Genomic DNA, 14,355 nt, shown 5'->3' with positions numbered 1-14,355 from the left:
TTATGCAGCACGCGCCCGATCGTTGCGCGTCAGCAGGCATAACACTTCAAAATGGGCAGTGTGCGGGAACATATCAAACAGCTGCACTTTTTGTATGTTGTAATCACTAAGCCGGGCAATATCCTGTGCCAGGGTGGCAGGATTGCAGCTGGAGTAGAGAATAGAAGCCGGAGCCATGCTGCTTAAATAGTCGCACAGCTCGCTGCCAATGCCGCGGCGCGGCGGATTAACCAGCACCAGCTGCGGTACGTCTACCCGTGAGGTCGCGAAACGGGTAGAATCCAGAGCGGCAAAGTGCACCTTTTCCAGCCCCAGCTGCTGCGCGGATTGCTGCGCACAGGCTATCGCTTCAGCGCTGATCTCAATGCCTGTCAGCGTCATCTCCGGCGTGGCGCAGTGCAGACCAAATCCCCCCACGCCGCAAAAGAGATCCCACATGCTGGTTACGTTCAGCTCCGCTACCCAGTCGCGCGCGGTGGCGTAGAGCGCGGCCGCCACCTGCGGGTTGGTCTGGAAAAAGCTTTGCGGACGGATATAAAGCGGCACCTGATTAAAGCGTTCCGGCAGCGCCTGCTGGGCGGTCAGCGCAATCTCTTCATCCCCCTCCAGAATTGCCATATGTACCGGCTGAAAATTGGCAGAGATCACCTTTAGCTGCGGCAGCTGCTGCTGCAGCCACGGCAGTGCCGCCCGCAGCTGCGGCACCTTACTGGCTGAACGCAGCACAAAACGCAGCATCATGCCGCCCTCGCTGCTTTCTGTCAGCAGCAGAAACTTCAGCTCGCCGCGCCTGCGCGTCACGCTGTAAGGCGTAAGACCGGCACGAGCGATAAAAGGTTTGAGCAGCGCAAACACCGGCGCAAAGCTGGCGGGATAGAGCGGACAGGCGCAGAGATCGACCGGGTCGCCATCAGGCGCCACCAGACCAAAAACCGGGCGCTCCACGCTGCCGCTGACGACCATTTTGGCCTTATTGCGAAACCCCTGCTCTGCCGACGTCACCGGACGCCGCCATTCGCTGACCGGCATCGCTGCAAGCAGCTGAGCAAGCCGCGCCTGCTTATCGCTGACCTGCTGCAGATAGGGTTTCTCCAGCCACTGACATGAACGGCAGCGGCCAGCGTCATAAAGCGCGCAATGCATGGAACAACCTGTACTCGGAGAAAAAATGGGGGGCGATTGTATCACCGGGCGCGGAAAAATGCGCGGCTGCTGGCTGGCACAAACAGCAGCAGTACAATCAGCACGTCCGGCAGTTTCTGCTGCAGCGTGTGGTGAATAATCTGCAGATTGTTTTCGCCCGAAATGCTGAATATCTCCGGATAGATCCAGCCGACCGACGCCATCAGCATATACAACAGCACCACAACCTGGCTGAGCGTATAGCCCCAGCGTCCGCGATTGCTGCCGCGCATCAGGGTAAAAGCACAGCGCAGTTCAAACAGAAAAATCAGCTGGCTGGCGATAAATATCAGGGTAGAGTCCCAGGCCTGTGCGCTGCGGTGCACAAAGTTAGCCATCTCCTCATAGCCCAGCTCGCCAGCCATCATCATTACGCTGAGACAGCGGGTAATAATAATCGCAATACCGGCAATCGTTACCGGCACTGGCGTTGAGCTCAACACAGCGTTTTTCAGCGTTTCCGACATCACCCAGGCTCCATAAGAAAAGGCTGGCAACGCCAGCCTTGCTTATAGTGGCAAACTCACGGGATTTCAGCCACGTTTTGCTTTCTGAATATCACGCAAACGCTGTTTTTCTTCATGCGCCATAAAACGCCAGGCGATGAAACCGACCAGCCCCACCACAAACAGAATAATCGACGCCAGCGCGTTGATCTCCGGATTCACCCCGCGTCGTACCGTGGCGAAGATCGCCATCGGCAGCGTGGTCGCCCCCGGACCGGTAACAAAGCTGGCGATCACGAGGTCATCCAGCGACAGCGTAAAGGCCAGCAGCCAGCCGGTTACAATGGCGGGAGCAATCATCGGCACGGTGATCACAAAGAACACCTTCAGCGGCGTAGCGCCCAGATCCATGGCCGCCTCTTCGATAGAGCGATCCAGTTCGCGCAGGCGGGCGTTAATCACTACCGCAACATAAGCGGTACAGAATGTGACGTGCGCCAGCCAGATAGTCAGCATGCCGCGGTCGCCCGGCCAGCCCAGCGTGTTCGCCATCGCCACAAACAGCAGCAGCAGTGAAAGACCAGTAATCACGTCAGGCATAACCAGCGGTGCGGTCAGCATAAAGGCGAAACCGCTGTGACCGCGAAAGCGGCCAAAGCGCACAATAATCACCGCCGCCAGGGTACCCAGTATCACGGCCATGGTGGCTGAAAGCCCGGCAATAGTCAGGCTCAGCCCGACAGCATCGAGCATCGCCTCATCCTGAAACAGCACGCGATACCAGTGAAAAGAGAAACTCTCCCACACCGTGACCAGCTGCGAGCTGTTAAAGGAGTAGACCACCAGCAGCAGCATGGGCGCATAGAGAAACAGAAAGCAGAGCACCAGAATAGCGGTGCGCCACGGCGAGCGAATAACCGGCAGCTGATTCATGCTTTCTCTCCCGCAGCGCGATTTTGATGCTTGTGGAACCAGATAATCGGCAGGATCAGGATCAGCAGAATGGTTACCGCCAGCGCTGAGGCCACCGGCCAGTCGCGGTTATTAAAAAACTCCTGCCAGAGAATGCGGCCAATCATAATACTGTCCGGGCCGCCCAGCAGTTCCGGGATCACATACTCCCCCACCGCCGGTATGAACACCAGCATCGATCCGGCGATAATGCCGCCTTTGGTCAGCGGCACAATCACGCTGAAAAAGGTCTTCAGCGGACGCGCGCCTAAATCCAGCGACGCTTCCACCAGCGAATAGTCTATACGCGTCAGCGCGGTATAGATCGGCAGCACCATAAAGGGCAGATAGCAGTAAACAATACCGATATAGACCGCCGTATTGGTATAGAGAATCACCAGCGGATGATCGATAACGCCGAGCCACAGCAAAAAGCGATTCAGGATGCCGTTATTATTCAGTAACCCCATCCAGGCATAGACGCGCACCAGGAATGAGGTCCAGGAGGGCAGGATCACCAGCAGCAGCAGTATAGTGCGCATCGACGGCTTGCTGTGCGCGACGGCCCAGGCGAGCGGATAGGCGATAAGCAGGCAAATTACCGTGGAGATCGCCGCCACTTTTAGCGAGGTCAGGTAGGCTTCAGCGTAAAGCGGATCGTCAGTCAGCGTGAAATAGTTGCCGAGGTTCAGCACGACATTCAGCTGGTCATCTGCCCAGGTCACCAGGTCGGTGTAAGGCGGGATGGCGCGGGCGATATCGGCAAAGCTTATTTTAAGCACAATCAGAAACGGCAGCAGAAACAGCAAAATCAGCCACAGGTAAGGCAGCGCAATCACCAGCTTGCGTCCGTGCTGCATCTTCATACGGGTTGCCCAGCGCTGCAGTGGCGTGCCCGCCAGTACCGGCTGAGGTCGTGGAGAAATCTGACTCATAACCGCCTCCTAGACCGTCAGAACCACACAGCTGTCCGCATCCCAGCAGAGACGCACTTCATCTCCCCAGACCGGCGCACCTTTGCGAAAACGATGCGCGTTCTGCAGCTGCGCGCTGATCATCTGGCCACTGTGCAGGCGCACGTGGTAAATCGACAGATCGCCCAGATAGGCGATATGCGCCACCTCGCCCACGGCAAAGTTGCAGCCGTCAGCCGGTACCGTGTCGCACAGCATCACCTTCTCCGGGCGCAGCGCAATGTGGACCGGGACATTATCGACAATGGAGACATCCGTCTGCACCTTCAGCGGATGCATCAGGCCGGGGCTATCAATCACCACGCCATCGTCACGCCGCTCGCGCAGCAGCCCCTCAAATACGTTTACCGAGCCGATAAACTCTGCGCTATAGCGGCTGGTAGGGTGCTCATAAATCTCTTCCGGCTCGCCAATCTGCACAAACTTACCGCGATTCATGATGGCAATACGCCCGGCCATGGTCATCGCCTCTTCCTGATCGTGCGTGACCATGACGCAGGTAGCCCCCACGCGCTCCAGAATATCCACCACCTCATGCTGCATGCGATCGCGCAGTTTTTTATCCAGTGCGCCCATCGGCTCATCCAGCAGCAGCAGTTTAGGCCGTTTTGCCAGGCTGCGGGCCAGCGCCACGCGCTGACGCTGCCCGCCTGAGAGCTGATGCGGTTTGCGGCTGGCGTACTCCTGCATATGCACCAGTGCCAGCATCTCCGCTACGCGGCTGGCGATTTCTGCTTTGGATAATTTATCCTGCTTCAGGCCAAAGGCGATGTTTTGCTCCACTGTCATATGCGGAAACAGCGCGTAGGACTGAAACATCATATTGATAGGGCGCTGATAGGGCGGCACGTGAGAGAGATCCTGACCATCCAGCACAATCTGGCCGCTGCTGGGGATCTCAAATCCCGCCAGCATGCGCAGCAGCGTCGATTTGCCGCAGCCAGATGCACCCAGCAGGGCAAAGATTTCACCTTTGTAGATAGTCAGGCTGACATCATCTACGGCGTGCTGACCCTCAAACGACTTGGTCAGGTTACGGATCTCCAGCAGCGGCGTTAATGCCTTTGCTGATTTACTCTGGGGACGGGAAATCGCGTCGTTCACTAACATTTCTCCGGCGCTAAGCGGGGTAGCGCGGCACAGCCAGCCGCTGGAATGGCACAGCAGAGGCCCGTACTGCGCCTCTGCTGTGGTTACCGGTCAGGGATATCGTTCAGAACGAATCACTTACCACTTTTTACTTTAGTCCATGCGCGGGTGCGTGCGCGATCCAGTTTCGGATCCTGGACCTTGAGCACAAACAGCTTCGCCATCGCGTCCGGCGTCGGGAAGATGCCCGGATTGTTGCGGACATCGGCGTTAATCAGCGGCAGCGACGCTTTATTGCCGTTGGCATAATTGATTTTGTTGGATACCTCAGCGATCACTTTCGGCTCCATGATGTAGTTCAGCCACTGATAGGCAGCATCCATATTTTTCGCATCTTTCGGGATCGCCATCATGTCAAAGAACGCCAGTGCGCCCTCTTTCGGCACGCTATAGCCCAGGTGAACGCCATTGTTCGCTTTTTCAGCCCGATCTTTCGCCTGCAAAATATCGCCAGACCAGCCTATCGCCACGCAGGTGTTACCATTTGCCAGGTCGTTGATATATTGCGACGAGTGAAAATAGCGAATATTTGGCCGCAGCTTCATCAGCAGATCGGTCGCCGCTCCGGTGTAATCTTTGGCGTCAGCGCTGTTGGGATCTTTGCCAAGATAGTTCAGCACCGTAGCGAAGATCTCTTCCGGCGCGTCCAGGAAAGAGACACCGCAGCTTTTCAGTTTTTCGAGGTTTTCCGGTTTCAGTACCAGATCCCAGCTGTTAACCGGCGCGTCCGCACCAAGCGCGGCTTTGACTTTCTCAACGTTATAACCGATGCCGGTGGTGCCCCACAGATAAGGAATCGCGTATTTATTGCCAGGATCGTGCTGTGCCACTTTGGCCATCAGGTCCGGATCGAGGTTTTTGTAGTTCGGCAGTTTACTTTTGTCGAGTTCCTGAAACACGCCTGACTGCAGCTGGCGCGCCAGGAAACTGGATGAAGGCACCACAACATCATAGCCGGTGCTGCCCGCCATCAGTTTGCCTTCCAGCACTTCATTGGAGTCAAAGACGTCATACACAACTTTGATGCCGGTCTGTTTTTCAAAGTTGGGCACCGTATCGGCCGCAATATAATCGGACCAGTTATAGACGTGCAGCGTTTTATCCTCTGCCTGAGCAGCAACAGCCGATGCCATCACCACACCAGCCACTGCGGCTGGCAACCATTTTTTTGTCTGGTTGTTCATCTGTTATTTTCTCCTGAACGGGTCAATAAACGCTGCATACAGCCGATCCGATGATTTCCTGTCTGAAAATAGCCAGACATACAATGAATCACTCTTCAGCGGACGTTAAATAGTAAATACCTATAGCCAGTACTGAGGGAGTGAGTCAGCAACCTGCAAATGGGTAGCTATGCAGACGCGTAGAGGCGGACCTTCCCTGAAATCAGTATAGCGCTGCTGAGCGGAAGCCTGTCCGGCACAGCTTCGCAAGAATAGCCCCCCTGATCTCTGCGCACCAGACCCCAGCGTAAAAAACGCCTTTTTACGATATTTTATGCACTTTTGTGCTATGTGGTCTGGCAGTTACGGCATAAAGCATGACTAAAATCTGGCGGGAGCGGGCAAATAACAGAATAAAAAATGGCAGGAGAAAAGCAGAAAGAAAACTGCCGCAGTCTGCGGCAGTGAATATAAAGCGGAATTAGTGCAATACACCTGAACTGCTGACCCCGGAAGGACGCTCCTCCTCCTCACCCATCATCAGCAGGTGATTTGCAAAGGCTTCCATAATCACCATAGAAACCCCCTCTTCACTCTGTTTCATAAAGTGCGTGAACTGACTGAAGGTGATGCCGGCGGTAACACTCAGTGACTGACAGACAATCAGCTTGGGCAGATTATCATCCTGAATATCGATAAAAGCTTTGATGGTCAGCGAGCTGGCATTAATTTGCGACAGATCGCCGACCAGCGGAATAAGCGCTGTGGGTTTCACTTCAGCCAGCGCAGAAAACAGAATAACGTTATCCACCAGGTCAATTTTTGCGTCAAACACCCCGTCAAAATTCTGCATGTGCGGCAGATGTAATGCCTGGCAGGCATCACACTCGAACCAGGTGATATTTTGTTGATCCAGCCAGCGACGCAGCATGTCGATGTCAGGAACGACCAGTGAATCCATCGCTATTTCCTGTGGGGTGAATAAATAAGCGCCTTAGCTTACGGAAAAATGGGGTCAGATGCCACGAAAACCACCGGAAAACGCTATCTAGCCACCGGTTTTAGGACGATAGCCGGGGCAGGCGTGCTGCTCAATCCAGTCGATCATCATAGCGGCAATATCCAGGCCGGTGCAGCCCTCAATACCTTCCAGACCGGGTGAGGCGTTGACCTCCATAACCAGCGGACCGCGGCTGGCACGCAGAATATCGACGCCCGCCACGGCCAGCCCCAGCGTTGCCGCAGCTTTAATAGCGATGTCGCGCTCCCGGTCGCTGATAGTAACAGGATGCGCGGTGCCGCCACGATGCAGATTTGAGCGAAATTCCCCCTCTTTTGCCTCACGTTCGATGGCAGCCACCACGCGATCGCCAATAACCAGACAGCGAATATCACGGCCCCGCGCTTCTTTAATAAACTCCTGCACCAGAATATGCGCATGAAGACCGCGAAACGCATCAATCACGCTTTCGGCGGCCTGACGCGTCTCCGCCAGCACGACGCCAATCCCCTGGGTGCCTTCCACCAGCTTAACCACCAGCGGCGCCCCGCCCACCATGCGGATCAGATCGCCGGTATCATCCGGCGAGGAAGCGATACCGGTCACCGGCATATCGATGCCCTCGCGCGCCAGCAGCTGCAGCGAGCGCAGCTTGTCGCGGGCGCGGGTGATCGCCACCGATTCATTGAGCGGATAGCTGCCAAGCAGCTCAAACTGGCGCAGCACCGCGGTGCCATAAAAAGTTGTGGCCGTGCCGATACGCGGGATCACCGCATCAAAATGACCGAGTATCTCACCCTGATAATGCACGGCCGGCAGCGCTGCGTTGATATTCATGTAGCAGGAGAGCGGATCGATCATCGCAATCTGATGCCCGCGAGCCTCAGCGGCTGCGCGCAGCCGCTGACTGGAGTAAAGCGTGCTGTCGCGGGTGAGAATCGCCATTTTCATGCGGCCGTCCTCCTGACTTAACGCGTGGCCCAGCCCTGACTGTGCAGATAGTCGAGCATAAACGGACGCGTCTCTTTAACGATCAGGCGCTGGATGAGATCGCTCCAGGTTTCGGAGCGCTGGTTGCTGTCGCGCTGCTGATAGTACTCCGTGATTTGCTGGTCATACTCTGCCAGCACCTTTTCATCTACCTGATGATAGCTGTTTTCATGAACCAGCATCGCCTGCGGCATACGGGGTTTTACATCCGGCGAGGCTGACGGATAGCCGATACAGAAGCCAAACAGCGGCAGCACAAATTTTGGCAGCTCCAGCAGCGCGGTTACGTCCGCAATGTTATTGCGGATCCCGCCGATAAAAACGCCACCCAGCCCAAGCGACTCGGCGGCCACCATCGCATTTTGCGCCATCAGTGCAGTATCCACACAGCCCAGCAGCAGCTGTTCAGCCCGTCCCAGCTGAGCATCCGGGCAGATTTGCAGATGGCGGTTAAAATCGGCGCAGAAGACCCAAAACTCCGGCGCATCCGTTACCCATGACTGGCCGCCCGCCAGCTCCGCCAGCGCGCTGCGCTTTTCACGATCGGTGATGCGTACGATGGATGAGCACTGCAGAAAACTGGAGGTAGAAGCCGCCTGCGCTGCAGCAATAATCGCGCGGCGCTGAGCGTCATCAATACCCTGCTCAGTAAAAGCACGAATGGAACGGTGGCTGCATAGCAGATCGATTGTCGGCGTCATTATGTTCTCCGGTTATTTCCTGGTGTGAGTATGATCAAAAAGGTGCGGTGCCATGACTTTGGCGGTACGCCACATAATCAGCCATGCCGCAGGCAGCATCAGTGCAATGCCCAGCAAAAAAAGTAGCGTAGCCAGCGGCTTTTGCCCAATCGCGGCAGGCGCTGGCAGCCAGTTATTCATCAGCAAAAGCGCGCCGGTTACCGCGCAGGCGCCCAGCGCCTCAAGCAGCAACACGGGTTTTGGCAATTTTGCAAGGTTACGCATTGTGATACCTCTGCTGTTTGCGGGTCTGGTCCGGCGTATCGCTGCTGGCAGCATAGCCCGTCAGGGATAGCGCACATCCATCAGAGTAACAGGTATTTTCTGCTTCTCTTAAGCAGCATGAGCGGGCATGATGTGAACCATTATTCACGCTGTGCTGTGACTTTGCTCACAAAACAGCAGCGGAAGGAGAGAAGCAATGATTGCAGTAATTTTTGGCCGTTCAGGATGCCCTTATTGCGTACGCGCTAAAGAGTTAGCCGCTAAGCTGACCAGCGACCAGGATAGCTTCAACTACCAGTATGTTGATATTCAGGCAACCGGCATCACCAAAGCCAATCTGGAGGCGCGCGCCGGTAAACCGGTGACCACGGTGCCGCAGATTTTTATCGACGATCGGCATATCGGTGGTTACACCGAATTTGCTGCCTGGACCAAAGAGAATCTTGGTTTAGAGGCATAAAAAAACGGGCCATACGGCCCGTTTTTTTTAATCGATGCGCATAGCCAGCATAATGCGCAGCAGACGAACCAGTAGCGCACCACATCCTGCCCAGAACAATGCACTCAGGCTCCAGGCCAGCCCCATCAGCGGCGTATGACTGATCTGCTCTGTCAGCATCACCCAGCTCATCCCCAGCAGCGTTCCCGCTATCGCTGACCACAGCGTTGACACCATCGGACTGGCGGGCTGCAGCAGCGCAATCGCCACGCCGGGTAATAAAAACAGCAGAAGTTCTGGCTGACCATGCCGCATATGGAGCGGCACGCTCCAGAAGTGGTGGGCAAAAATAAACACCAGCGTATAAAGCGTCGCGCCTGACGCGAATGCGGACCAGCGATGGCTGCGCTGCAACATAACAATCCTCAACGTTAACGTTAAAACAGAACTTTTAATGCCTGGCGCACATGCGTGGAAATAAATAGAAACAGCTACAAACAGAAAGAGTGAGCAATGCGGATAGCTGAAGCAAATAATAATGTTTAGAATAATGTCGCTTCAGAATCGGGTGAGACAGGAAGGCCAGCCCCGACGTTTACCGCTCTGATTAAGATAGCTAAAAATCCTCCTCCTATCAACCTGTTACACGTGAATAAGAAGTTAAAACTGTGAACATTAACGTCGCAGAATTGTTAAGCAAAAATGACGTTCTGTTATTATTTGTCGTATTAGCGCTCGGCCTCTGTCTGGGAAAACTGCGTCTTGGTTCCGTCCAGCTGGGAAATTCAATTGGTGTACTGGTTGTTTCTCTGATTTTAGGCCAGCAGCATTTTGCGATTAATACCGACGCCCTGAGCCTGGGCTTTATGCTGTTTATTTTTTGTGTCGGCGTAGAGGCAGGACCCAACTTCTTTTCTATCTTTTTCCGCGACGGTAAAAACTATTTTTTCTTAGCCATAGTGATGGTGGTCAGCGCGCTGCTGGTCGCACTCATTCTTGGCAATCTGTTTGGCTGGGATATCGGCCTCACGGCGGGCATGCTGGCAGGGTCAATGACCTCAACGCCGGTGCTGGTGGGTGCCGGTGATACGCTGCGGCAGAGCATCAGCGATCCACGTCAGTTAAGTATGATGCAGGATAATCTGAGCCTCGGCTACGCCCTGACCTATCTGGTGGGGCTGGTCAGCCTGATTTTCGGCGCCCGCTATCTGCCCCGGTTGCAGCATCAGGATCTGCCCACCTGCGCCCAGCAAATCGCCCGCGAACGCGGTCTGGATGCTGACAGCCAGCGTAAGGTTTTCTTACCGGTGATCCGCGCCTATCGCGTCGGACCGGAGCTGGTCGCCTGGAGCGGCGGCAAAAATCTGCGCGAGCTGGGTATCCATCGCCAGACCGGCTGCTATATAGAACGTCTGCGGCGTAACGGTATTCTCGCCAGCCCGGACGGCGATGCCATGCTGCAGCTGGGCGATGAGATCTCACTGGTAGGTTATCCTGACGCCCACGCCCGGCTCGATGCCAGCTTTCGCAATGGTAAAGAGGTGTTCGATCGCGATCTGCTCGATATGCGCATCGTCACCGAGGAGATTGTGGTCAAGAATCACAATGCGGTAAATAAGCGGCTCAGCCATCTTAAACTCACCGATCACGGCTGCTTTCTGAATCGGGTGATCCGCAGTCAGATTGAGATGCCGATTGATGACAGCATCATGCTCAATAAAGGCGATGTGCTGCAGGTCAGCGGTGAAGCGCGCCGTGTTAAAAGCCTGGCCGATCGCATCGGCTTTATCGCCATACACAGTCAGATAACTGACCTGCTCGCTTTCTGCGCCTTTTTTATCATCGGCCTGATGATAGGAATGATCACGTTTCAGTTCAGTAATTTCAGCTTCGGTATCGGCAACGCTGCCGGCCTGCTGTTTGCCGGGATCATGCTGGGCTTCCTGCGCGCCAACCACCCTACTTTTGGCTATATTCCGCAGGGTGCGCTGACCATGCTGAAAGAGTTCGGACTGATGGTCTTTATGGCTGGCGTCGGGCTTAGCGCCGGCAGTGGACTGCAGCACGGGCTCGGCAGTGCCGGCGCCCTGATGCTGCTGAGCGGGCTGCTGGTCAGTCTGGTGCCGGTGGTTATCTGCTATCTGTTTGGCGCTTACGTGCTGCGCATGAACCGCGCGCTGCTGTTTGGTGCCATCATGGGCGCACGCACCTGTGCACCAGCCATGGAGATTATCAGCGACACCGCACGCAGTAATATCCCGGCGCTGGGGTATGCCGGTACTTATGCGATTGCCAATGTGCTGCTGACGCTGGCCGGTACGCTGATCGTGATTATCTGGCCGGTGCTGGCGGGGTAAATTATTTTTGTCTGCCGGGAACCTTTACCGGCCGCCAGCGTCTGAATAAGTGCCACTGCTTTTCTTTGAAATCCCCGGATTGAGGAGCCCGCCAGTCTTATTGACTGACGGGTTTTTTTATATCTGACGCGGGTGCCTTAAGGTTGCGCTAAGCGAATCGCGCCATGCTGTGATCCTGACTTTTTTAACGATCACTCTTCATGCAACTGTCATCAAAGTTAAACACTTCCACAACCTGCTACCGGAATCGGAGCGGGACTATTTATTCTTTGTCACGCCGCTTCTACGCTATCAACTTCATTTTACTGGCAATTCTGGCAGCCCTGTTTATTTACTTATCACGTAATGAGCAGCTTGACATCGCTATCAGCCAGTACTGGTTTGATCCGCTTACGCAGCGCTTTCCCTGGCAGCATAGCCGCTGGCTGGATGTTATTAATCATCGTCTTGCCAAGGATGCGATCATTGCCGGAGCCGTACTGCTGCTGTTTCAGGGTATACGCGCCCGCCATGCGCGGCAGATGCTGGTTGCGCTGCTTTTTGGTCTCGGCCCGCTGGTGGTGGGAATAGTCAAAGCGCACAGCGCGCACTCCTGCCCCTGGGATCTGGCGATGTTTGGCGGCAAGGCGCTCTCTTTCCCGTTGCTGGGCAGTGTACCCGCCGGCAGCGGACCCGGCGGCTGCTTTCCGGGCGGACATGCATCGAGTGGCTTTGCGGTGATGGCGCTGTTTTTTCTCTGGTGGCCGGAGCGTCCACGCCGCGCCCTGCTGGCGCTGTTTGCCGGTGTCGCCCTGGGTTTACTGATGGGTTTTGGTCAGGTAATGCGCGGTGCGCACTTTTTTTCGCACAATTTATGGGCCGGCTGGTGGGTCTGGCTGGCACAGCTGCTGACAGTGGCCGGTATATCTTTTTGGGTTAACAAAACGAGGATAGCTAAACGGGATGGAAGCGATTAACCACACCCTTTTTTTATGGATCAATGCCACACCGGCATCACCGGCCTGGCTGCTAAATCTGGCAACCTTTATCGCTAAAGATCTTATTGCGATTGTACCGCTGCTGATTGTGGCTCTCTGGCTGTGGGGACCGCGTGAGCAGGTTCAGTCTCAGCGCGCTCTGGTACTGAAGACCGGAATGGCGCTGATCTATGCGCTGCTGATCTCCTGGTGTACCGGCCAGCTGCTGCCCCACCCGCGCCCCTTTGCTATTGGCCTGGGACACCAGTTTCTGATGCACGCCGCAGATGACTCCTATCCGAGCGATCACGGCACAACTATTTTTACCTTTGCCCTCGCCTTTATTTTCTGGCACCGGCTCTGGTCCGGCATCCTGCTGCTGGCTATCGGCAGCGCTATCGCCTGGTCGCGCGTCTATCTGGGCGTGCACTGGCCGCTGGATATGATCGGCGGATTCCTGGTCGGTATGCTGGGCTGCCTGGCCTCGCAGATGGCATGGCAGCTCTATGGCGATCGCCTGCTGGCGCTGACGCATCAGGTTTATCGCGTGCTGTTTGCAATGCCGATTCGTAAAGGCTGGATCAGGGATTAGGATCGCTGAGCAGCGCGGGGCTGGGCGCTGAGCAGCGCGGGGCTGGGTGCTGAGCAGCGCGCGGCTGGGTGCTGAGCAGCGCGCGGCACTGAGGGGGTTCCGCCCGCCAGGCTTCCGGCAGTTTCAGCGGCATTTCCGCACGCGGACGGGCTAAGGGGCGGGTGGGCGCGCCCCTTAGCAATCCGCGCCCCGCGCCGTCCTCGCGAATTCCCGGACTTATCCCTCCGGCCTTAACGGACCGCGCGGATTCGCTCCTGCTCAACCCGCGCTCTCGCCGGCGTCCTGCCGGCTCGCCCTGGCCGTCACTCTGCGCCCGGCGCTGCGGATAGCGCCCCTCTCCCCGCCTGTAAATTCTTCGTTTCTTTTTTTAAATTTGGTCTGGTGTGCGCTGAAGCTTCTCTACAGAACCTTCAGCCATAAGACACTTGTTGAAGAGAAAAAAAGCAACAGCCGGGGGAAGCGCCATCCGGGTCCGCCGAGGGAGGGCACGGTTCCGGGATGAGCCGACAGGACGTCGGCGAAAGGGCGCGGTGAGCAGGAGCGAATGGCGGCCGGTCCCGGGGAAGCGGGCGTGAGCGAGGGAACCGCGCAGCGGCGGGCGGGGCTGGCGCAGGGCCGGGGAGTGCAGAGGGCGCGGCCAGGCGTCCTCTGCCCGGTCGCCGTGCCGGGGCAAAGGCTGCTGCCGCAGCTGACGGCGAACGGAACCGGCGCTCAATCTGCGCCAGGCAGCGCGGAGCTGGTTGCGGCAGCGCGTGACACCGGAGGGGTTCCGCCCGCCAGGCTTCCGGCAGTTTCAGCGGCATCTCCGCACGCGGACGGGCTAAGGGGCGGGTGGGCGCGCCCCTTAGCAATCCGCGCCCCGCGCCGTCCTCGCGAATTCCCGGGCTTATCCCTCCGGCCTTAACGGACCGCGCGGATTCGCTCCTGCTCAACCCGCGCTCTCGCCGGCGTCCTGCCGGCTCGCCCTGGCCGTCACTCTGCGCCCGGCGCTGCGGATAGCGCCCTCTACCATCGCCTGCAAACCCTTTATTTCTTTTTTGAATTTTGTGTGATGTGGTGTGAAGTTCTCTTGCAAGGCTCACAGCTATAAAAAACCCAAGAGAGAGAGAAAAAGCAGCAGCCGGGGGAAGCGCCATCCGGGTCCGCCGAGGGAGGGCACGGTTCCGGGATGAGCCGACAGGACGTCGGCGA

At 56.6% G+C, this 14,355-nt stretch carries 15 protein-coding genes; 4 read left to right on the top strand and 11 right to left on the bottom strand.

Features of this window, described 5'->3' with window-relative positions:
* From rlmC to AC2CF9_RS00030, 10 genes are all read right to left on the bottom strand, one after another.
* Complete coding sequence (gene rlmC, locus AC2CF9_RS00075; RefSeq protein WP_484555981.1) at positions 1 to 1,143, bottom strand: 23S rRNA (uracil(747)-C(5))-methyltransferase RlmC; 1,143 nt, start codon at positions 1,141 to 1,143, stop codon at positions 1 to 3.
* Between the two features lie 41 nt (positions 1,144 to 1,184).
* Positions 1,185 to 1,649, bottom strand: a complete 465-nt coding sequence (locus AC2CF9_RS00070) for a YbjO family protein (RefSeq protein WP_150017227.1) — start codon at positions 1,647 to 1,649, stop codon at positions 1,185 to 1,187.
* Positions 1,650 to 1,715: 66 nt separating this feature from the next.
* On the bottom strand, positions 1,716 to 2,561 hold the full coding sequence (potI, locus tag AC2CF9_RS00065) for a putrescine ABC transporter permease PotI (protein ID WP_071668666.1): 846 nt from the start codon (positions 2,559 to 2,561) through the stop codon (positions 1,716 to 1,718).
* Positions 2,558 to 3,514: a putrescine ABC transporter permease PotH gene (gene potH, locus AC2CF9_RS00060; protein ID WP_071668665.1), complete on the bottom strand. Its 957-nt coding sequence runs from the start codon at positions 3,512 to 3,514 to the stop codon at positions 2,558 to 2,560. The genes potI and potH overlap by 4 nt, the downstream gene beginning before the upstream one ends.
* Before the next feature lie 9 nt (positions 3,515 to 3,523).
* The gene (gene potG / locus AC2CF9_RS00055) at positions 3,524 to 4,657 is read right to left on the bottom strand and encodes a putrescine ABC transporter ATP-binding subunit PotG (RefSeq protein ID WP_150017226.1); all 1,134 of its coding nucleotides are present in this window, start codon (positions 4,655 to 4,657) and stop codon (positions 3,524 to 3,526) included.
* Positions 4,658 to 4,776: 119 nt separating this feature from the next.
* A complete protein-coding gene (gene potF / locus AC2CF9_RS00050; protein ID WP_071668664.1) occupies positions 4,777 to 5,886 on the bottom strand; it encodes a spermidine/putrescine ABC transporter substrate-binding protein PotF in 1,110 nt (369 codons plus the stop codon).
* A 460-nt stretch (positions 5,887 to 6,346) separates the two neighbouring features.
* Positions 6,347 to 6,826 carry a type III secretion system chaperone family protein gene (locus tag AC2CF9_RS00045; protein ID WP_039383479.1) on the bottom strand — a complete coding sequence of 160 codons (480 nt, stop codon included), beginning with the start codon at positions 6,824 to 6,826 and terminating at the stop codon, positions 6,347 to 6,349.
* Between the two features lie 87 nt (positions 6,827 to 6,913).
* A complete protein-coding gene (rimK, locus tag AC2CF9_RS00040; RefSeq protein WP_484555980.1) occupies positions 6,914 to 7,816 on the bottom strand; it encodes a 30S ribosomal protein S6--L-glutamate ligase in 903 nt (300 codons plus the stop codon).
* Between the two features lie 17 nt (positions 7,817 to 7,833).
* Entirely contained in the window at positions 7,834 to 8,556 is a 723-nt protein-coding gene (gene nfsA, locus AC2CF9_RS00035) for an oxygen-insensitive NADPH nitroreductase (protein ID WP_484555979.1), read from the bottom strand.
* Between the two features lie 12 nt (positions 8,557 to 8,568).
* Positions 8,569 to 8,820: a DUF1418 family protein gene (locus AC2CF9_RS00030; protein ID WP_150017222.1), complete on the bottom strand. Its 252-nt coding sequence runs from the start codon at positions 8,818 to 8,820 to the stop codon at positions 8,569 to 8,571.
* 196 nt (positions 8,821 to 9,016) lie between these two features.
* On the opposite strand from AC2CF9_RS00030, the gene AC2CF9_RS00025 reads away from it, so the two are divergent.
* A complete protein-coding gene (locus tag AC2CF9_RS00025; protein WP_484555978.1) occupies positions 9,017 to 9,280 on the top strand; it encodes a GrxA family glutaredoxin in 264 nt (87 codons plus the stop codon).
* Positions 9,281 to 9,307: 27 nt separating this feature from the next.
* Here the strand turns inward: AC2CF9_RS00025 and ybjM are convergent, their stop codons facing one another.
* Complete coding sequence (gene ybjM, locus AC2CF9_RS00020) at positions 9,308 to 9,676, bottom strand: inner membrane protein YbjM (RefSeq protein WP_150017221.1); 369 nt, start codon at positions 9,674 to 9,676, stop codon at positions 9,308 to 9,310.
* Positions 9,677 to 9,927: 251 nt separating this feature from the next.
* On the opposite strand from ybjM, the gene AC2CF9_RS00015 reads away from it, so the two are divergent.
* The 3 genes from AC2CF9_RS00015 to ybjG all read left to right on the top strand — a co-directional run bounded on the left by AC2CF9_RS00015 (position 9,928) and on the right by ybjG (position 13,164).
* Positions 9,928 to 11,616, top strand: a complete 1,689-nt coding sequence (locus tag AC2CF9_RS00015; RefSeq protein WP_150017220.1) for an aspartate:alanine antiporter — start codon at positions 9,928 to 9,930, stop codon at positions 11,614 to 11,616.
* 200 nt (positions 11,617 to 11,816) lie between these two features.
* A complete protein-coding gene (locus AC2CF9_RS00010) occupies positions 11,817 to 12,572 on the top strand; it encodes a phosphatase PAP2 family protein (RefSeq protein WP_484555977.1) in 756 nt (251 codons plus the stop codon).
* Positions 12,559 to 13,164: an undecaprenyl-diphosphate phosphatase gene (ybjG, locus tag AC2CF9_RS00005; protein ID WP_150017218.1), complete on the top strand. Its 606-nt coding sequence runs from the start codon at positions 12,559 to 12,561 to the stop codon at positions 13,162 to 13,164. Before AC2CF9_RS00010 ends, ybjG begins: the two co-directional genes overlap by 14 nt.
* The last annotated feature ends 1,191 nt before the right edge of the window (positions 13,165 to 14,355 follow it).

The sequence above is a fragment of the Pantoea sp. SYBGC1 genome (genome assembly GCF_057197005.1).
The sequence above is the reverse complement of the archived record's forward strand: the minus strand, read 5'-3'. Positions and strand labels throughout refer to the sequence as shown.